At 40.1% G+C, this 18,518-nt stretch carries 19 protein-coding genes; 11 read left to right on the top strand and 8 right to left on the bottom strand.

Annotation, left to right across the window (positions count from 1 at the left end):
• Positions 1–47: 47 nt before the first annotated feature.
• From ACMAZF_RS04810 to ACMAZF_RS04800, 3 genes are all read left to right on the top strand, one after another.
• On the top strand, positions 48–428 hold the full coding sequence (locus ACMAZF_RS04810; RefSeq protein WP_435276329.1) for a hypothetical protein: 381 nt from the start codon (positions 48–50) through the stop codon (positions 426–428).
• An 81-nt stretch (positions 429–509) separates the two neighbouring features.
• Positions 510–1,037, top strand: a complete 528-nt coding sequence (locus ACMAZF_RS04805) for a hypothetical protein (RefSeq protein WP_435276328.1) — start codon at positions 510–512, stop codon at positions 1,035–1,037.
• A 403-nt stretch (positions 1,038–1,440) separates the two neighbouring features.
• Positions 1,441–1,956: an NUDIX hydrolase gene (locus ACMAZF_RS04800; protein WP_435276327.1), complete on the top strand. Its 516-nt coding sequence runs from the start codon at positions 1,441–1,443 to the stop codon at positions 1,954–1,956.
• A 7-nt stretch (positions 1,957–1,963) separates the two neighbouring features.
• On the opposite strand, the gene ACMAZF_RS04795 is transcribed toward ACMAZF_RS04800, so the two are convergent.
• Positions 1,964–3,217: a D-amino acid dehydrogenase gene (locus ACMAZF_RS04795; RefSeq protein WP_435276326.1), complete on the bottom strand. Its 1,254-nt coding sequence runs from the start codon at positions 3,215–3,217 to the stop codon at positions 1,964–1,966.
• Between the two features lie 116 nt (positions 3,218–3,333).
• Between ACMAZF_RS04795 and ACMAZF_RS04790 the strand changes: the two genes are divergently transcribed.
• On the top strand, positions 3,334–4,005 hold the full coding sequence (locus ACMAZF_RS04790) for a LysR family transcriptional regulator (protein WP_435276325.1): 672 nt from the start codon (positions 3,334–3,336) through the stop codon (positions 4,003–4,005).
• Positions 4,006–4,092: 87 nt separating this feature from the next.
• Positions 4,093–4,485 carry a hypothetical protein gene (locus ACMAZF_RS04785; protein WP_435276324.1) on the top strand — a complete coding sequence of 131 codons (393 nt, stop codon included), beginning with the start codon at positions 4,093–4,095 and terminating at the stop codon, positions 4,483–4,485.
• A gap of 52 nt (positions 4,486–4,537) precedes the next feature.
• Here the strand turns inward: ACMAZF_RS04785 and ACMAZF_RS04780 are convergent, their stop codons facing one another.
• The 3 genes from ACMAZF_RS04780 to ACMAZF_RS04770 all read right to left on the bottom strand — a co-directional run bounded on the left by ACMAZF_RS04780 (position 4,538) and on the right by ACMAZF_RS04770 (position 7,985).
• Positions 4,538–5,797, bottom strand: coding sequence for a glutamate-5-semialdehyde dehydrogenase (locus ACMAZF_RS04780; protein ID WP_435276323.1), 1,260 nt, complete (start codon positions 5,795–5,797; stop codon positions 4,538–4,540).
• Positions 5,798–5,819: 22 nt separating this feature from the next.
• The gene (proB, locus tag ACMAZF_RS04775; protein WP_435276322.1) at positions 5,820–6,938 is read right to left on the bottom strand and encodes a glutamate 5-kinase; all 1,119 of its coding nucleotides are present in this window, start codon (positions 6,936–6,938) and stop codon (positions 5,820–5,822) included.
• Positions 6,939–7,094: 156 nt separating this feature from the next.
• Positions 7,095–7,985: an AraC family transcriptional regulator gene (locus tag ACMAZF_RS04770; RefSeq protein WP_435276321.1), complete on the bottom strand. Its 891-nt coding sequence runs from the start codon at positions 7,983–7,985 to the stop codon at positions 7,095–7,097.
• A 678-nt stretch (positions 7,986–8,663) separates the two neighbouring features.
• Here ACMAZF_RS04770 and ACMAZF_RS04765 point away from each other — a divergent pair.
• The 3 genes from ACMAZF_RS04765 to ACMAZF_RS04755 are packed head-to-tail and all read left to right on the top strand — an operon-like array spanning position 8,664 to position 11,300.
• Positions 8,664–9,836: a hypothetical protein gene (locus tag ACMAZF_RS04765; protein WP_435276320.1), complete on the top strand. Its 1,173-nt coding sequence runs from the start codon at positions 8,664–8,666 to the stop codon at positions 9,834–9,836.
• Between the two features lie 12 nt (positions 9,837–9,848).
• Positions 9,849–10,586 carry an energy transducer TonB gene (locus ACMAZF_RS04760; protein WP_435276319.1) on the top strand — a complete coding sequence of 246 codons (738 nt, stop codon included), beginning with the start codon at positions 9,849–9,851 and terminating at the stop codon, positions 10,584–10,586.
• A 39-nt stretch (positions 10,587–10,625) separates the two neighbouring features.
• Positions 10,626–11,300: an energy transducer TonB gene (locus ACMAZF_RS04755; protein WP_435276318.1), complete on the top strand. Its 675-nt coding sequence runs from the start codon at positions 10,626–10,628 to the stop codon at positions 11,298–11,300.
• Between the two features lie 45 nt (positions 11,301–11,345).
• Here ACMAZF_RS04755 and ACMAZF_RS04750 read toward each other — a convergent pair whose 3' ends face one another.
• Complete coding sequence (locus ACMAZF_RS04750; protein ID WP_435276317.1) at positions 11,346–13,529, bottom strand: OsmC domain/YcaO domain-containing protein; 2,184 nt, start codon at positions 13,527–13,529, stop codon at positions 11,346–11,348.
• 211 nt (positions 13,530–13,740) lie between these two features.
• On the opposite strand from ACMAZF_RS04750, the gene ACMAZF_RS04745 reads away from it, so the two are divergent.
• Genes ACMAZF_RS04745 through arsJ form a run of 3 tightly spaced genes read left to right on the top strand, consistent with a single transcriptional unit; the run spans position 13,741 to position 16,820 of the window.
• Entirely contained in the window at positions 13,741–14,541 is an 801-nt protein-coding gene (locus tag ACMAZF_RS04745; protein WP_435276316.1) for a metalloregulator ArsR/SmtB family transcription factor, read from the top strand.
• A gap of 24 nt (positions 14,542–14,565) precedes the next feature.
• Positions 14,566–15,573 (top strand): ArsJ-associated glyceraldehyde-3-phosphate dehydrogenase, encoded by a 1,008-nt coding sequence (locus ACMAZF_RS04740; RefSeq protein ID WP_435276315.1) that lies wholly within the window; start codon positions 14,566–14,568, stop codon positions 15,571–15,573.
• Positions 15,574–15,575: 2 nt separating this feature from the next.
• A complete protein-coding gene (gene arsJ, locus ACMAZF_RS04735) occupies positions 15,576–16,820 on the top strand; it encodes an organoarsenical effux MFS transporter ArsJ (protein ID WP_435276314.1) in 1,245 nt (414 codons plus the stop codon).
• Between the two features lie 13 nt (positions 16,821–16,833).
• On the opposite strand, the gene ACMAZF_RS04730 is transcribed toward arsJ, so the two are convergent.
• From ACMAZF_RS04730 to ACMAZF_RS04720, 3 genes are all read right to left on the bottom strand, one after another.
• Positions 16,834–17,082 carry a Rho-binding antiterminator gene (locus ACMAZF_RS04730; protein ID WP_435276313.1) on the bottom strand — a complete coding sequence of 83 codons (249 nt, stop codon included), beginning with the start codon at positions 17,080–17,082 and terminating at the stop codon, positions 16,834–16,836.
• Positions 17,083–17,197: 115 nt separating this feature from the next.
• Positions 17,198–17,989, bottom strand: a complete 792-nt coding sequence (locus ACMAZF_RS04725) for a DMT family transporter (protein ID WP_435276312.1) — start codon at positions 17,987–17,989, stop codon at positions 17,198–17,200.
• A gap of 89 nt (positions 17,990–18,078) precedes the next feature.
• On the bottom strand, positions 18,079–18,369 hold the full coding sequence (locus ACMAZF_RS04720) for a helix-turn-helix domain-containing protein (protein WP_435276311.1): 291 nt from the start codon (positions 18,367–18,369) through the stop codon (positions 18,079–18,081).
• Positions 18,370–18,518 lie beyond the last annotated feature (149 nt).

Here is an 18,518-nt window from a genome sequence, read left to right as displayed (position 1 = left end):
AGTTTCCATTTAGAATACTACTAAATATTAGAGTATTTAGTAGTATTATGACTGAACACACATCACTTAAAACGCTTAAAAAGCAGAGTAAATCGCAGGTAAAAGCTCTTGAAAAAGCGATCTATAAAGCTGTAAAGAAACGTTTAAAATCTCAGGCTATCGAGCAAGTTTCCTTAGATGAAATGAACCAAGTCGATATTGATGAGTTGGCGAATACTATCGCCATGCAATTATTACCCACTAAAAGCCAGCCAACTTCAAATGATACTGAGATTATCGACACCGTTAGTCCAATAAATGCAAAACCAAGCTCGATGAGCTTTGCGTTAACGCCTTATAAAAATTCTCCCTGCAAACAATGCCCTGCTAAATCAGGTGGTTTATGTGCCTGTGCGGTTAAAGCCAAAAAGCATAAAAAAGTAAGCTAATTAATGTTCAGTTTCTATTCATAGTTATTCCACTACATTACCTATCTAATTGTAATTAATACGATAAAAGAAAGGATTCAAATGTATAAAGCACTCGTCATCGCATCGATAATGCTCTCATCTTTTTCAGCTAACGCAACGCCAGAAAGTGATAACTTACCAACTCAAGAAAACGATAACTCACCATATTTTTCCTTTGGAATAGGCATTGGGTACAATTATGCGGGCCTAGGCTTTAATCTCGCCTTGGTAAGCGAAACCGATTTTAAATATATTGCTCTTGGATGCTCTAGTGTTACTAGTAACAGTCGAGATTGTGATTCCTTTGGTGTAGGTTGGATCAAAAGTGATATCTTTGACTTTGTTAATAATAAACACGGTTTAGGACTATTTCTATATTCTGAGTCTGATAACGTATTAGTGAAAAAAGACGCTGCTAACAGTCGTTATCAGAGTAATAGAATTTATGAATACGGTGTGCAGTACACCTACTATATGAACGAAATCAATAATGCAGGCTTCAACTTCGGCGTTCATTTAGGTGACTCGTATAGTAAACATCGTGACGAGGGATACAGTTTAGGATTGCAGGTCGGGTATCAATTTTAATTAGTTTTCAGCGAAGCATCGAGGCGTTTATTGCCAAGTCTTACGAACATTATGGTTTATTGTTTCATAACCATAATATTAGTAAATTCAGTTTTAATTCATCTGACTTAGCAATAATCGTTATCTCTTTATTTCACTGAAGATAGGGTCTGTTGTTCTTTGCGGTTCAAACTTTGTTCAATCTAAAAGTATTTTGTGCCGCGTTATTCGTCATTCACTGGGTAAACCCAGCATCAATCCTCATGTCTCGCCCACAGGGATGTGGGTTCTTATGCTCAGTTTGGAACAATGAACATGTGCCCACAACCCTTTTGGGCTGAATAAAATTTAAACTACAAAGTTCAGCAGACCCTAGTAACTTTTTGCTATACTGCGCCGCCTTTAATATTTGATATCACTGTTTATGCGCCTGTTAAAAACTGCAATTCACCCCGATGCTAATCCACAATCATCAACAATGTTTCATCGCCGCGCTGCTCGCGCTATCGTCCTCAATGGTGAGAATATTTTAATGCTCTATACCGAGCGTTATCATGATTACACCTTACCCGGTGGCGGCGTAGATGAAGGCGAAGATATCATTGAAGGGCTCATTCGAGAACTTAAAGAAGAGACAGGCGCTAAAGATATCGATGACATAGTACCTTTCGGACGCTATGAAGAGTTTCGTCCTTGGTATAAGAATGATTTTGATACCGTTCACATGGATTCTTACTGCTTTACATGCTCAGTTCACAACGAGCTTGGTGAAACTCAATTGGAAGATTATGAAATACACAACGGCATGCGCCCAGTGTGGCTTAATATTCACGAAGCGATTGCCCACAACGAACATACATTAGCTAACAGCGATAAAAAGGGCTTATCCATCGAACGTGAAACTTTTTTATTAAAGCTCATTACTAACGAGTTATTGTAAGTTACTCTCATTGATAACGAGTCAGTTGATAATCCTGTTCATTAATCTCTGTCTGCTGTTGCAGTATTTGGTCACACAGTAGCTTTGCAGAGCCACACGCCATTGTCCAACCCAAGGTGCCGTGACCAGTATTAGTGTAAAGGTTTTTAATCACTGTTTTACCAATGATTGGCGTGCCATCTGGCGTCATTGGGCGTAATCCACTCCAAAAACTCGCTTGTTTTATGTCGCCTGCTTGTGGAAATAAATCATTAAATACCTTAGTCAGTGTCGCTGTGCGTTTGGGTGCAACGGATAAGTCAAAACCACATAACTGCGCAGTGCCAGCAACTCTTATGCGATCGTCGAATCGCGTAAGAGCCACTTTAAATGATTCGTCCATCACCGTTGAAATTGGCGCTTTGTTTTCATTATCTAACGGCACCGTCATTGAATAACCTTTCACAGGATAAACCGGTAATTCTAACCCCAACGGCTGGAGCAATGCTGCCGAGTAACTGCCTAATGCGACGACGTAGTTATCTGCTGTTAGTAAACCATCACCGGTCATTACGCCATGGATAACGTCACTGTCATAAACAAGGTTGTTAATAGTGGTATTAAATTTAAATTCTACCCCTGCCGCTTTCGCCATTGCCGTCAATTGCTGGCTAAATAGCTCACAATCTCCCGTTTCATCATTAGGTAATAACAAACCACCAGCCATATCACAGCGACGAGACATTAACCCCGGTTCTCGTTCAAGACATTGCTGTGGCGTCAATAACGAAAATTCAGTGCCATTTTCACGTAACAGCGCCATGTCATTATCAAGCGCATCGATTTGTTGTTGCTGTCGAAATAGCTGTAATGTCCCCTGTTGACGACCTTGATATTGAATATTTGTTGCTGTGCGAAGTTCAGTCAGGCACTGACGACTGTAATTAGCTAAGGTCAGCATTCTTGCCTTGTTAGTTTGATACCGATTCACATCGCAATTAACAAACAGTTGCCACATCCATTGATACATTGACGATGATAGGTTGGGATTAATAACCAATGGAGAATGTTCAGATGCCATCCATTTGATTGCTTTCAGCGGAATACCTGGAGCTGCCCACGGAGAACTATAACCATAAGAAATCTGTCCCGCATTAGCAAAACTTGTTTCTTGAGCACTACTTGATTGACGATCAACAACACAGACCTCAAAGCCTGCTTGAGCTAAATACCATGCGCTGGTTAACCCAACAATTCCACTACCTAACACTAAAACTTTCATTGCTTTGCCCACTGCTGATTTAAATGCAGTGTGAAATAAACTATTGCTGATCACAAACCATATAAATTACTATCAGACTATAGTTAAACTACAAGCAATATAACTAAACAAACCCAATGACGATTAACGCGAATTTATTATCACAACTTTTCACCTTTGAGAAAACGGCCCATTGCACCAGTTTCACACAGGCGGTAAAGGTACTCAATGTAACGACTGGCGCAGTCAGTCAACAAATTCGCGGACTGGAATCTACAGTCGGGTTCTTACTTTTTAAGCGTCACTCTCGTGGTATAAGCATCACTAATTCAGGCATATTATTACGCGATGCAGTGAGCAGTGGTATCGCTGGCATTGAATCGACCCTGTTGGAACTAATGCGAGACGGTGAACAAAGTTCAGAAATTCACCTTAAGCTCACGCCATCCTTTGCTTATAAGTGGTTAGTGCCGCGCTTAGAGTCTTTCTATAAGCAGTATCCTCATATAACCATAACAACCTATGCAGAAGGCGGTTTAGTTAATTATCAAGAACACAATTACGACTTAGCCATCGACTATCAACAAACACCTTTTAACAATCCCAACGCTCAGCTATTACTTGCTGAACAATTACTACCTGTAATGAGCCCCGCCTATTTACAGCAATTACAATGGCCAGAAGACGCCAGTAACACGACAGAAGCACATTGGCAGCAAGCCAACTTGCTCCATGATGCCATGGTTTGGCCTAATGCAGATAACACGGCTGAATGGCAAGCATGGTTATTAACTCAACTTCAAGCTTGAATTCAACGCTAAGCTTGTTAAGCTAAAGCAAATAACCTGAGTTCAGATTAAAATCTGTTTGATTAAAAAACAATAAAGGAAAACGGAATGAATTTTGAAAAATTGCTCAACAACTTCGACATGGGTGTTTGTGTTGATCAACTACAACGTGAAGCCTTAGTTGACTTAGTATTATTATTCGTTGAAATCGACGGCGTGGTTGAAGATAAAGAAATGGAATACACCTTTGAATGGGTGAGCTCATTAAAATGGAAAGGTGAAATGTCGCCAGTTGATTACGTTAAATCAGTGAGTGTTGCAGCTCGTGATGCTATTGAAACAGACCGTATTGAAGAGTTTATTCGTCACCGTTGTAAACACATCATCGACTCACCAGCTAAATCACTCGCTATCGAGTTAGCAAAAGGTGTTTCAATGTCAGATGGTCATTTAGATCCACGAGAAGAAAAAGCCATTGAATTTTTGGAAGGTTGTTTGTAATTACTTCTTAAAAGAAAAAGTCGGCAATTTGAATTGCCGACTTTTTGTTGGCCTACTCCCGAATCAAATAATCCCCAACACCTATCCACTTATAAGTAGTTAACTCTTTCAATCCCATCGGGCCACGGGCGTGGAGTTTTTGTGTACTAACAGCTACTTCAGCGCCTAAACCAAACTGGCTACCGTCGGTAAAACGTGTACTGCTATTAACGTACACAGCCGCTGAGTTTACTTGATTCACGAACTTCTCGGCGCATTGCAGGTTATTCGTTAAAATACCATCCGAATGTTGACTTGAATGCTCTCGAATATGAGTAATCGCCTCATCAATGTCAGCAACAACTTTCACTGTTAATGTCAGCGATAACCATTCAGTATCGAAATCATCATCACCAAGCGCGTCAACATTACAATCAAGTGATTGTAATAAGCCTAGCGCCTTGTCATCAGCTTTGAGCAATACGTTATCGTCTTTTAGACGAGCAGCTAGCTTTGTTAACACGTCACTTGCAATAGCTTCGTCCACCAGCAATACATCCAACGCATTACAAACGCTTGGACGCTGTACTTTGGCGTTGTGAACAATCTCAATTGATTTGTCGATGTCACAGCTCCGCTCTGTAAATAAGTGACAAATACCAATTCCACCCGTAATCACCGGGATAGTACTTTGCTCTACACACAAACGGTGTAAGCCTTTTCCGCCACGTGGGATAATCATGTCGACGTACTTATCAAGTTTTAACAATTCACCAATGAGTGCGCGATCAGTATTTTCAATATACTGAATAGAGGCACTTGGTAATTTAGCCGCCACCAATGCTTGCTCGATAATGGTTAACAACGCCAAATTACTATTAATGGTTTCTTTACCACCACGCAATATGGCAGCATTACCTGTTTTTAGCGCCAGTGCAGCAATATCGATAGTCACATTAGGACGCGCTTCATAAATAACCCCCATCACACCAATTGGCACACGGCGTTTTGATAAGCGCAGTCCATTATCCAACACTTTAGATTCCGTTTCTTCACCAACAGGATCATCTAATTGACATAAACGTAGTACATCATCTGCCATCGCATTTAAACGTTCTTCATTTAATAACAAGCGATCGATTAACGACTCATCTAAGCCAGCCTGCTGCGCCGCTACAATATCAATGCTATTGGCGGCAAGAATAGTGGGCTGCTTTTCTTTTAATCCTCGGGCTAACAATGTTAATAACTCATTTTTTTGCTGAGTCGACGCGGTTGCTAATTGATAACTTGCTTGCTGCGCTTTTTGCCCCATTGCGATTAACGTGCTCATTTACTGCTCCTATCTAAACTGTTTAACGTGATGACTTGATCACTAAATTATTACGATGTACCACCACTTTGCCGTAAGCATAACCAAGGATTTCTTCAATATTATCTGAATGTTGCCCTTTGATTCGCATTAAATCTTGGCTGCTATAGCGCGTTAACCCACGCGCTATTTCGCTGCCTAATTCGTTATGCAAAATCACCATATCACCGCGATCAAAACGTCCTTTAATGGCGACGATGCCTTTAGCTAACAAACTGCTGCCTTTTTCAATAACCGCATTAGTGGCGCCTTTGTCCAACGAAATACTGCCAACAGGCCCAGGGCCAGCAAGCAGCCAACGTTTACGACTTTCCAGTGGATTATTAGATGGCTTAAATCGAGTACCAACCATCTTACCTTTACAGATATCATTAATTACATCAGGTTGTTGCCCAGCGGCAATAATCACAGTGGCACCACTGCGACGTGCTAATTGAGCTGCTTGTAATTTAGTTGCCATACCGCCAGTACCTAATGATGTGCCACTATCGCCAGCAATTTCACGTAATGCGTCATCAATCTCATCAACCTCTGAGATCAGCTTAGCGTCTGGGTTGGTGCGGGGATTAGCATCATAAAGGCCAGCTTGATCGGTGAGTAGTAGCAATAAATCGGCATCTGCAAGACCAACCATTAAGGCAGACAGATTATCATTATCCCCGACCTTAATTTCGTTAGTGGCGACCGCATCATTCTCATTTATGACAGGAATAATCTTGTTTTTTAGCAATGTTTCCAACATGTCACGGGCGTTGAGGTAACGTTCACGATCATCAAGATCGGCGCGCGTTAACAGCATTTGTCCAACGTGGAGGCCATAAATATTAAATAGGTTTTCCCATGTTTGAATTAACTGACTTTGCCCAACGGCGGCTAACATTTGTTTGCTCGCCATAGAGTCGTCAACTGTGGGGTATCCTAAACGCTCACGACCTGCCGCAATGGCACCTGATGTACAAAGTACAATCTCACAGCCTTTAGCTTGCAAGTTCGCCATTTGGCGCACTAGCTCTACCATTTGTGCACGATCAAGTGCATCTCCACCCGATGTTAAAACACTGGTACCTAATTTAACGACAATCCGTTGATATTTACTGGTCACTTATTTCTCTGCTGGACTAAAAAATTGATGATTATTTATACCTTGAATATATCTAATGCAGCAAGTAATAAAAACGGCTAAAAGCTAATAACACCAAGGTTTTTGGCATATAGAGAAAATAACTTAAACGTATACAATATAAATCTGTTAAGACCGTTAACTAATAGGTAGATACAACTCAAATTCTTGCTGGTGCATTGCAACTTCTGGGTACATTGCTAAACGCTTCACAAATAATGGATGCTCAGAGCACTCTTCACCGCTCTGTGGTAGCCATTGACCATACAAAAATGAGATGGCTTGTGCCATATCTTCATTACTGCCAATAAATCTTAATGTTGCACAACGACATTGCGCTAACGTTGCATTCACAACCCCGCTCTCATTTTCCGCAATTGGCGCTAATACGGAACAGGCAATATCAAAGCGATATTCATTTGCCGGCACTGTTTGTGGGTCATGATACAAAACATTAAACGTATCACTCACTTTTGGTGATAAATTTCCTTGCGCCTTACGCCATGCAATGAATGTTGACACTGTTTTCATGACTAGTGCTGGCTGACCTTGATGAGTTAGACAGGCAATTGGGGTCGCTGGAAAATCTATAATGCTAACTTGCTGGATATTAAATGAATTATTCACTGATAAAGTCCTTAAATTATACGCGCTTTGAGTCTGTTGTTTAGCATGCCACTTTCGCCACGGGGTCGATTTTCTAAAGCGAAGAGGACTTTGCCCCATATACTTTTTAAATGCCCGGCTAAAAGCTTCTTGGCTTTGAAAGTGTCCTCTAAACGCAATATTGCAAATATCACCTTGTCTAAACGCGAGCTCATAAGCGCTACGCTCTAAACGAAGTTGTTGTATATATTGAATCGGGGACACGCCCATAACAGCAGTAAATTGTCGTTGAAAATGATACTTAGAGAAATGTGCAATGTTAGCGAGAACATCTAAATTCATCGGACAATCTAAGTGTTGGTGAATATAATCCACAACTTGTTTAAACCGTGCTTGGTATCGCTGTTTGTTTTCTACATGCATCTGGTTTCCTAACGATGTAATTTTACTGCTCAAATTAGAATAGCGAGATAATTTAGCAATTTCTTGATTGAAGTTGCGCAATATTATACCCCTGATAAAAATGCCATAAAGTTGTCATATTTTCCTTTTAAGCTTTCACTGTTGCTGAGAAAGTTAATGAGATATGTATGCAAGAAATTAAGCACATAGTAGCTATTGATATTGGATCTAATAATATTCAAATGGTCATCGCTAAAGAACACGCTGGGCGATTAATTATACCAATTGCATTAAGTAAGTGATCTTGTTGTGCGTAGAGAAAATCAGCTAAAACAGGCGCTCGGTTGACTAATAGCTGGCTATTAGGATTGAGAGCAACGCCATTTTAGTTAATTTTAACAAGTACAAGTGGGCAAATATTTAATGCAATTAATGTAAATGCACACATTATTGAAGGTGAGTTATCACCATCCTTATCAGGTTTTCATGGACTACTAGCCAAGTTAAATGAAGAAAGAAAACAAATAGAAGAAACGAGGATAGCGCTAAGATTTCGTTGCCAAACGGTTGCCTGATTTAGAATATAGTTAGCAATTGCGACTTAATTTACTCATCATATTAGCTCAAATTTCTTAGGGTGTTTGTAGCCGATTTTATGATATGCTGCGCCAGCATTATCGTTTAAAGGGCTAACTAGCAATGCTTAATAAACTAATCCAAAATCTATCAATCGTTTCTCTAATCGCCATCGTGGCGGGTTGTGCCACCACTCATTCACCTCAGATTGCGGTTTATAATAAGAAAGTTGATTTTCAACTTCCACCTATTGCTGTGTTTGCCAATCAGTTATCAAAAGATTTACAAAAAAACTGTCAGGCATTTGCTGATGAATCAGCCTTAAACTACTGCCGAATAAATCAAGTTGATACATCTCATTACACGACGCAATTTACTGATTCAAAACTTTTTTCACAAGTACATGAAGCCAATGACAGCATTGAATATTCTATCGCGATAGCAACCGCTAGTTTAGATAATGAAAGCGCTGGAGAGATATCTCAGGCAGCGTTATCTGGACTGAGCTTATTATTAATTCCCATGACCAATGAAATGAATGTGCAAGCGCAAGTTTCTATTTATTGGCGTAACTTAAAAATAAAACAGTACGATTATGATTTACCATATGTCAGCCAACAATCATTGTTTACGGATCCTAAAGAGGCCAATACACAATTTTCTAAAAGCTTGGTTTCTCATATAATTAAAGATCTCCAACAAGATAATACCTTATCTAATCGCTACTTAACGCAGGTATTAAAATCGAGCAACTATGAAGAAGATTTAACGGTTCCTCAAAAAATAGCTGGCTTTGATTTTATGGGGCAATACATCTACAACGATCCACTACTTGGCAGCGTCTCTACTTACGCGAATAAAGATTATCACAGTGATAAAATTGACTTGTACGTCTATCCAATTCGCAAAGTTAATTTTGATGGCGAATCAGACTTGTTGGCACAAGAATCTAAAAATATTGAAAACGAATTTAATAGCGTAGCCAAACAATTAGAATGGACTGATGTGAGTTTTACAGCGCCAAAGGCGTTAACGGTAACTCATGAGCAGCAGAAAATATCAGGACTTTATTTTCAGGGGGAATACCAACAAAAACTTGGAGAGAAAGGGTTCACTTCTATTTATCTATTTAAATTAAAAGATAAATTTGTTAAATTTCGTGCCACTTTCCCTGAGCAATTTATTACCCAACCCATCAGCGAGGTTTTTTCAAAAATTCGCGTTCCCGATGAGTCGAACTTTATGAAAGATTTGAGAGCGCAGGGCAAGAAACAACAAAAGAATAAAGATACCTAAGGATACCTATCTGTGAAAAAAATAATAATTCCATTAATCGCGTTAACATTAACTGCCTGTCAATCTACAGCAATATCTTCAAGTCCTGAATACATTCCTAATGTATCTAGTACTTTTATTGATAAGGTTCCAACAATTTATCGTCCTTACATTAATGGTGACTATAAAACGGCGATTAAGTTAGCATCTGATATCTCGCCACAAAATTTCTCCGATCGAGCTGCGATAGATGCTTTTAAAGGAATTAGCTATTTCAAATTGTCTGACTATGACATGGCATTACCTTTGTTAGAAAAATCTGTAGATCTTCCGCCTTACTTTCTCCCATCAAATTCCTACCTTGATAGTGTTAAGGCACTAACATTGATTTATATGAAGCGTAAAAATAAAGAAAAAACAAACTACTATGCCAAAAAGCTTGCGCAGCATAGTCGAAAATTGCCGTTGGAGGCCATCGAAGAGTTAATCGCAGAACAAACAAAAGTCACACCAAAGAAGTTCTCTGGTGCTCTTTTTACCATTCCTCCTAACGATCCCGAGGGTTCTCGATTCACCGCAGGGTACGTAATTATGAAATTCGATATCACAGAAAATGGGCGAGTTGCAAATATACGTGTTGAAGAATCGGTGCCCAATGGCCTGTATACAAGTGAATCAATAAAAGCATTTAAGCAATGGATTTATTACCCTATAGCAGCCAAAGATCAAACTATTCGTTTAGATTTCTATACGCAACCAACAAAAAAATAATACTCACACAACACGAGTATTAAGAAAAGGACATTACTTTTGAAAAAAATTATAATTCCATTAATCGCGTTAGCATTGACTGCCTGTCAGACGTCCCCCAAAAAACACCAAAACAACTATATACTGAGTAAATCAGTTGGTGTACAGGTCTCTTCAATTTACGATCAGTACCAAATTGGTAACGTAAATAAAGCGATTGCAATGGCAAAAACTTTAATGCCAAAAACTGAGTTTGACAAAGCGTATATCAATCACCTTTTAGGGTCACTTCACTCAAGTTTATCTAGTGAATCAGGCAGAAAAGCCGCTATTTCTTATTTTAAAAAATCTGTTGAATCGCGATTATTGGAGCCTAGAAGTCATAATGCAGGAATCGCCGCCCTAAAGAAATTAACTTCACAGTCATTTCATGATAGTAAATCTGAAGTGATACAACCCTCTTCAGATATTAAAGGGCCAGTTGTGCATATAGCGCCTCGCTATCCAATTAACGCAGCGAGAAATGGCATCGAAGGCTATGTTGTGATGACATTTGATATTTTGGAAGATGGCGATGTAGATAACATCAATATAGTGGCATCATCTCCCAAAAATGTGTTTGATAAAGAAGCGAAAAAAGCGCTAGAACGTTGGAAATATTTACCAGCTAAATCAAAAGATAATCTTGCGAGGCGCATGAATCAAGAAGTTAGACTAGATTTTCAATTAGACTAATCTAAACAAAGAGCCCCAGTTAAACTGAGGCTCTTCTTTTTAGTACTAGTTAGCGACTCTTTCCGCACGTGCTTTGTGCAGCTTGTTATAGCTATTAAGCAAACGTTGATGTCTGTCTAAACCGTCTAAATCCATATTCGTTGGCTCTAAGCCATAAAAACGGACATCGCCATTAATGCTACCAATAACAGCTTCCATCACTTCAACACCGAACATACGATTAAGATTGTGAATAAAGTCTTCGATTTCTAAATCATCATTTAACGCTATCTCAAGAACGGTATTCATTGCTTGATAAAACAAGCCACGCTCAACACTGTTATCATTGTACTGAAGGAATGAACCCACTTGTTCTATCGCTTCTTCAAAGTCACCAAGCGCTAAATTAATTAAGATTTTTAGCTCTAGAATCGTTAATTGTCCCCAGTTAGTATTCTCGTCGAATTCAATACCAATCAATGTCTTAATATCGGTGTAGTTGTCTAACTCGCTTGCCTCTAAACGATCGAGTAAGTCACTAATTCCTTCATCGTCTAACGCATGAATATTTAAGATGTCTTCACGATAGTTAATCGCCTTATTGGTGTTATCCCAAATAAGATCGTCTACCATGTACACTTCTGAGTAGTCTGGCACTAAGATGCGACAAGCAACACCAATATCAGTATATTCAGCAACATAAGCTTCTTTGCCAAGATCAGCCAAGATAGCGAACATATTGTCACACTCTTGCTCAGTAGTACCTGAGAAATCCCAGTGGCAGAAATCATATTCGGCTTTATCGCTAAAGAAGCGCCATGAAATAACCCCAGTAGAATCAATAAAGTGGTCAACGAAGTTCTCTGGCTCACTGACTGCGGCACTTTCAAAGGTTGGCTTAGGTACGTCATTTAATCCTTCGAAACTACGTCCTTGTAGTAACTCGGTTAAACTGCGCTCTAGTGCCACTTCAAAACTTGGATGTCCGCCGAATGACGCAAAAACACCACCGGTTTTAGGATTCATTAACGTCACACACATCACTGGGAACACACCGCCTAGTGACGCATCTTTAACAACAATAGGGAAACCTTGTGCTTCTAGAGCGTCGATGCCCGCTTTGATGCTAGGGTATTGTGCGATAACGTCTTTTGGTACTTCTGGCAGGACAATTTCTTCACTGATGATTTGCTTTTTAACTGCACGCTCAAATATTTCAGACAAGCACTGTACTTTGGCTTCAGCTAGGTTATTACCTGCGCTCATGCCGTTGCTTAAAAATAAGTTTTCAACCAAATTTGACGGGAAATAAACTGTTTCGCCATCGCTATGACGTTGATACGGCAATGCACAAATACCACGTTCAACGTTGCCAGAGTTTGTATCTGTTAGATGTGAAGCGCGAAGTTCTCCCTCAGGATCGTAAATGTCACGGCTATAGTCATCTAACATGCCACATGGCAATGAATCGTCATCGCCACCTTTAAACCACTTTTCATTCGGGTAATGAACAAAATCACGATTAGCGATATCACGGCCAAAGAATTGATCATTATAAAAGAAGTTACAGTTTAAACGTTCAATGAATTCACCAAGTGCAGAACATAATGCGCTCTCTTTAGTCGCCCCTTTACCATTAGTAAAACACATGTGAGATGCCGCATCACGAATATGAAGTGACCATACATTAGGGACAATATTGCGCCATGAAGCAATTTCTATTTTCATGCCTAAATCCGCTAAGATTTTAGTCATTTGCTTAATGGTTTCTTCTAGCGGTAAATCTTTACCTTCGATAAACGTTTGTGTGCCATCATCAGGTAATTCCATCAACATCGCGTCTGATTCATCTTTAAGATTAGTCACCGCTTCAACGATAAATTCAGGCTGGTTTTGCACCACGCGCTTCACCGTACAACGGTCAATAGCGCGCAAAATACCAGTGCGATCACGTTCGCTTATGCTATCTGGCAATTGCACCTGAATTTTAAAGGTTTGTTGATATCTATTTTCAGGATCAACGATATTATTTTGCGATACCGAAATACCATCTGTCGGAATATCACGAGAGTTACAGTAAACTTTGACGAAATACGCCGCACACATGGCTGAAGACGCTAAGAAATAATCAAATGGTCCCGGCGCGCTGCCGTCTCCTTTATAACGGATCGGCTGATCAGCAATAACGGTGAAGTCATCAAATTTAGCTTCTAGTCGCAGGTTATCGAGAAAATTTACGTTGATTTCCATGAAATTATCCAGTGTGGTTAGTGCTATTTAGCAAAGGGATTTTATATGGTGGGGATTATCTTATTTTTTCACGCATTAGTCTTGGGTTAATTCACCCCAAATTGAAACAACACAGATTTAGTGAAGAATATCACTCTCTATTTAACCCGCCCTTGTACATACGAAAAATCAGATATACAATAAATCACATATTAATACTGTGGTGATTTTTATGGCAACAAGCAGTCGACAAAGCGTTTTATTTTTATGCACTGGTAATTCAGCGCGTTCGCAACTAGCTCAAGCCTTGTTGACGCATCGCGCTGGTGAATACTTTGACGTGAGTAGCGCAGGGACCAACCCAGAAACCGTTGATCCGCGAGCTTTAAAAGTACTCGATGATTTGTCCATTGATACCAGTGCTCTCTATGCCAAATCATTTAGTGAGTTAGACGGACAACGTTTTGATACCGTAATTACGCTATGTGACGATGCCCAAGCACAATGTCGTGAATATCAGAATACATCTCAACAACTTGCGTGGCATTTATCCGATCCTAAGAGTCGTCGTCAAGAGCATGCATTTGCTAAAACCTTACAAGAAATTGATGATCTGATTTCACTATTTTTAGCGGCGGAGTTTCCACAACTCAACACAACTGATGATCACGAATCAGCAATAGATATAGAACCAACAGTTTTCTATAAATGCCTCACCGACGATATCCGCTTAAAAGCCTTAATGCTGACTCATTATCACGGCGAGCTTTGTGTGTGTGAATTAATGGCAGCACTGGATGAAGACAGTCAACCCAAGTTATCTCGTAATCTGGCAGTGCTAAAAAAAGCCGACATTATTACTGGACGCAAGCACGGTCAGTGGGTGTTTTATCGCATTAATCCGCAATTGCCACAATGGGCTAAAACCGTTATTGCCCAGACAACCAGACACAACCTAGCGCTGATCAGCGATAGTATACATTCGTTAAAGTCGATGAATGATCGACCAAGTAAAAATAAATTCTGCGGTTAAGCACCGTAATTAATCGAGGTAACTATGACTATAAAAGTTGGAATTAACGGCTTTGGCCGTATGGGACGTTTAACAATGCGCGCCGCATTTGACTGGCCTGAGTTTGAAGTTGTACAAATTAATGATCCTGCCGGAGACGCTAAAACATTGGCCCATTTACTGACATTTGATTCAGTACACGGTACGTGGCATCACAATGCAACAAGCGAAGGCGATAATGTCGTTGTCGATGGTCAAAATATCCCGTGTACACAGTACACAGCAATCAATGATACAGATTGGTCAGGCTGTGACGTTGTTATTGAAGCGAGTGGTAAAATAAAAACCAAAGCCTTGTTACAAGGTTATCTTGCCCAAGGCGTTAAACGTGTTGTTGTTACTGCGCCTGTTAAAGAGGACGGGGTATTAAATGTCGTGATGGGGGTTAACGAAAACCTTTATGATAAAACTCAACATTCTATTGTTACTGCCGCATCTTGTACCACTAACTGTCTAGCGCCTGTTGTTAAAGTGCTTCATGAAAAAGTTGGTATCAAACACGGTAGCATGACCACTATTCATGACATCACCAACACGCAAACCATTTTAGATGCGCCTCATAAAGATCTACGCCGTGCTCGTGCTTGTGGTATGAGTTTGATCCCAACAACAACAGGATCAGCAACCGCCATTACTCATATTTTCCCTGAGCTAAAAGGCAAACTCAATGGCCACGCAATCCGTATCCCTTTAGCAAATGCATCGCTCACCGATTGTGTATTTGAAATGGACAGAGCAACAACGGTAGAAGAAATTAATCAACTACTTAGCGATGCAGCACAAGGCGAACTAAAAGATATTTTAGGCTATGAAGAACGTCCTTTAGTGTCTATTGATTACCGCACTGACCCTCGCTCAAGTATTATTGATGCGCCATCAACCATGATTGTTAACGATACCCAAGTAAAACTATACGTGTGGTATGACAATGAATGGGGCTATGCAAACCGCACTGCTGAACTCGTCAAACTTGTTGGTCTTAGCGATAAATAATCATGTTAAGTAAATTAGCGAACCTGCCGCAAAGCCTTAAGCAATACTTGATTATCACTGGTAATTACTGGGGCTTTACGTTAACCGACGGCGCGCTGCGCATGCTGGTGGTGCTGCATTTTCATCAGCTAGGCTACAACGCCTTAAGCATTGCGATGCTGTTTCTGTTTTACGAAATTTTCGGCGTGGTGACCAATCTTGTCGGTGGCTGGCTGGGTGCTAAATGGGGGTTAAATCGCACCATGAATATTGGTCTGGCAATGCAGGTTATTGCGTTGTTAATGCTAGCAATCCCCAATGAGTTGCTAACTATTGCTTATGTTATGGCCGCTCAAGCATTGTCAGGCATTGCCAAAGATCTCAACAAAATGAGTGCTAAGAGCTCGATTAAGTTTTTAGTCTCTGGTAATGAAAACAACAAACTTTATCAATGGATAGCCTTGCTTACTGGCTCTAAGAATGCGCTAAAAGGCATTGGTTTTTTCCTGGGTGGTGTGTTGTTAACAGTCTTAGGTTTTAGTAATGCGATGACTGCTATGGCGGCGTTCTTGTTTTGTCTGTGGTGTTTTAGTTTATTTGCACTACGCGGTGATATTGGCAAAGCCAAAAACAAACCAAAGTTTAAAGAGATGTTCTCAAAGAGTCACTCGATTAATGTGTTATCAGCGGCTCGATTGTTCCTATTCGGTGCTCGTGATGTATGGTTTGTTGTCGCACTGCCTGTCTTTTTAGCGCAAATTTTTGACTGGAACCATTGGTGGGTTGGTGGTTTTATGGCGAGCTGGGTGATTGCTTACGGCATCGTTCAGTCCATCGCGCCTAAAATTACGGGTAATGGAGAGCATAGTAAAAACGTCCCATCGAGTCGCACAGCGGTTAAATGGGCAGCTTTACTCACATTAATTCCTGCATTAATTGCGGTGGCATTAACCATGGACTTTTACATCAAAGCAAGTTTAATCGGCGGGCTTTTAGTCTTTGGGGCATTATTTGCGGTGAATTCATCATTACACAGTTATTTAATTGTTCGTTTTGCAGGTAACGATGGTGTGTCACTCGATGTTGGCTTTTACTACATGGCCAACGCGATGGGTCGTTTAATTGGCACTGTATTATCTGGATTGATATACCAAGCTTATGGTTTGACGGCTTGTTTGTGGATTTCAACCGCCTTCATCGCATTGGCAACGCTACTTTCTTTAAAGCTACCATCACAAGATAGCGATGCAAATAAGGCCTCTAGTTAGTAGCGAATGCTTACTAACGAAAATTTACTAAACTGAGATGCGGGTTTTCAATATTAACCTGCATTGAATCAAGTTGTGAGAGAACGACTAACGTACTCTCGCATTCTATATCTAATTCAATACATTCTTCATTTTCAGCATTGCGCTTAGTGTCTCTCGCTATCCCTGTTTTTAACTGGCCATCGATAAGCGTCAATGTCACTGGATAGTGAAACATACAGACAATCTCAATGGTGTCGTATAGATTACAAGAGATAGGCATGACGAAATCAAGATTAAATAAAAATCATATTATTTAATAACCTGTCTGCTTTGTACATCATTTGTCTGAAAATTAATAATAACCGCCGCGATGATAAGTAACGCTATCGACCAAATTAAGCTGCTAGACTAGACCACACCACATAGCCAAATAACGAAAGAAACATTGCTGACAATAACGGTGTCGAAAAACTCAATGACGAAATAAATGACTTATCTCCTCGTTTCAAACCAGCGTCCCATAAATAAAACGCCCCGCCAACAGGGCCAAGTCCTAGCAGTACAATGGCTAAAACGACAGACCAAGACAACTCAAACATCCAAGGCTCCGACATTGTGCTAATCGCTAACGCCCCTATTGCAACGCCCAAACATTGCCAGCTCATATCGCTAGAACTCGATTGATTATTCGATAAATACCATGAATAAAACGCCCATAACACGGCACAAGTTAATGCCAACACATAACCAATAAAATATTGTGACCCAAAGCTAAGATTATCCCAACCTAACACGACAGAAACGGCTATCAGCCCAATGCAACCACCGACAAATGATTGTAATTTTTTTCCTTTTTTCGCTACCAATAGTGCCAACAACATGGGCCACAAATAACCAATTAGACTCACCTCTATAACGGGAGCATAATCCAATGCAATAAAGTAACAAGCATGAAATCCGAGTAAACAAGTCATTCCGATGCCCCCTTCCACCCACTTGAATTGTGATTTTTCGACACTCGTTTTCCGGCAAACAATATTCAATAATGGCATGATTAACGCCGCGATAAAAAAACACATTGCTAATAGCAGAAACGGCGGAACCTCACTAGCTTCCTTCGCCAATAATGCTAATGCGCCCCCCATCAATATCGCAATGATTGCGTAGCTATTACCTAATATTCTCATGTTAACACTCCGTCCTAAAACGCTATTATCGGCTGCTTTAACATAAAATTTGTGCAGGAAGGACTGTTTTAAATGCAAAAAATCTGCAATTATTGCGTAGGAGAATGTCCGAAAAAAGATTTAAACTGACGGCTAAACGCCGAACTATCCTGATAACCGACCTGTTGAGCAACTATGGCAATGGGCGTATCAGTATGTGTAATTAGTGCTTTAGCATTTTGCATTCGATATTGACGAATATATTGCTGCACCGTCATTTCAAGGCTTTGTTTAAACACCACTTTAAATTGCGTTGCACTCAAACACGCTAATTTCGCTAACGCATCTGTGGTAAAGGTTGCAGACAGAACATCATGAATAATTGCTAAAACAGACTCCAATCGTTTATCAATTGCATATTAACATCCATGGAGATCACCTAATAACATCGATGGAGATCACTCAATAACATCCATCGAGATCACCTAATAACATTCATGGAGATCACTTTTAGCTCCATATGTTATTGATGAATTCACATAATGTTGTT

It is taken from the genome of Psychrobium sp. nBUS_13, from assembly GCF_051201665.1.
Classification (GTDB): Bacteria; Pseudomonadota; Gammaproteobacteria; order Enterobacterales; family Psychrobiaceae; genus Psychrobium.
Note: the sequence above shows the minus strand (reverse complement) of the source record. Positions and strands in the feature narration are given on the sequence as shown.

Excerpts from the sequence above, each read along its gene's own strand:
- ACMAZF_RS04795 (WP_435276326.1), bottom strand. The coding sequence starts at position 3,217 with ATGAAAGTTTTAGTGTTAGGTAGTGGAATTGTTGGGTTAACCAGCGCA.
- ACMAZF_RS04730 (WP_435276313.1), bottom strand. The coding sequence starts at position 17,082 with ATGCCTATCTCTTGTAATCTATACGACACCATTGAGATTGTCTGTATG.
- ACMAZF_RS04780 (WP_435276323.1), bottom strand. The coding sequence starts at position 5,797 with ATGAGCACGTTAATCGCAATGGGGCAAAAAGCGCAGCAAGCAAGTTAT.
- ACMAZF_RS04805 (WP_435276328.1), top strand. The coding sequence starts at position 510 with ATGTATAAAGCACTCGTCATCGCATCGATAATGCTCTCATCTTTTTCA.
- arsJ (WP_435276314.1), top strand. The coding sequence starts at position 15,576 with ATGTTAAGTAAATTAGCGAACCTGCCGCAAAGCCTTAAGCAATACTTG.
- ACMAZF_RS04800 (WP_435276327.1), top strand. The coding sequence starts at position 1,441 with ATGCGCCTGTTAAAAACTGCAATTCACCCCGATGCTAATCCACAATCA.
- ACMAZF_RS04810 (WP_435276329.1), top strand. The coding sequence starts at position 48 with ATGACTGAACACACATCACTTAAAACGCTTAAAAAGCAGAGTAAATCG.
- ACMAZF_RS04750 (WP_435276317.1), bottom strand. The coding sequence starts at position 13,529 with ATGGAAATCAACGTAAATTTTCTCGATAACCTGCGACTAGAAGCTAAA.
- ACMAZF_RS04770 (WP_435276321.1), bottom strand. The coding sequence starts at position 7,985 with ATGCATGTAGAAAACAAACAGCGATACCAAGCACGGTTTAAACAAGTT.
- ACMAZF_RS04740 (WP_435276315.1), top strand. The coding sequence starts at position 14,566 with ATGACTATAAAAGTTGGAATTAACGGCTTTGGCCGTATGGGACGTTTA.
- ACMAZF_RS04790 (WP_435276325.1), top strand. The coding sequence starts at position 3,334 with ATGACGATTAACGCGAATTTATTATCACAACTTTTCACCTTTGAGAAA.
- ACMAZF_RS04725 (WP_435276312.1), bottom strand. The coding sequence starts at position 17,989 with ATGAGAATATTAGGTAATAGCTACGCAATCATTGCGATATTGATGGGG.
- ACMAZF_RS04765 (WP_435276320.1), top strand. The coding sequence starts at position 8,664 with ATGCTTAATAAACTAATCCAAAATCTATCAATCGTTTCTCTAATCGCC.
- ACMAZF_RS04745 (WP_435276316.1), top strand. The coding sequence starts at position 13,741 with ATGGCAACAAGCAGTCGACAAAGCGTTTTATTTTTATGCACTGGTAAT.
- ACMAZF_RS04785 (WP_435276324.1), top strand. The coding sequence starts at position 4,093 with ATGAATTTTGAAAAATTGCTCAACAACTTCGACATGGGTGTTTGTGTT.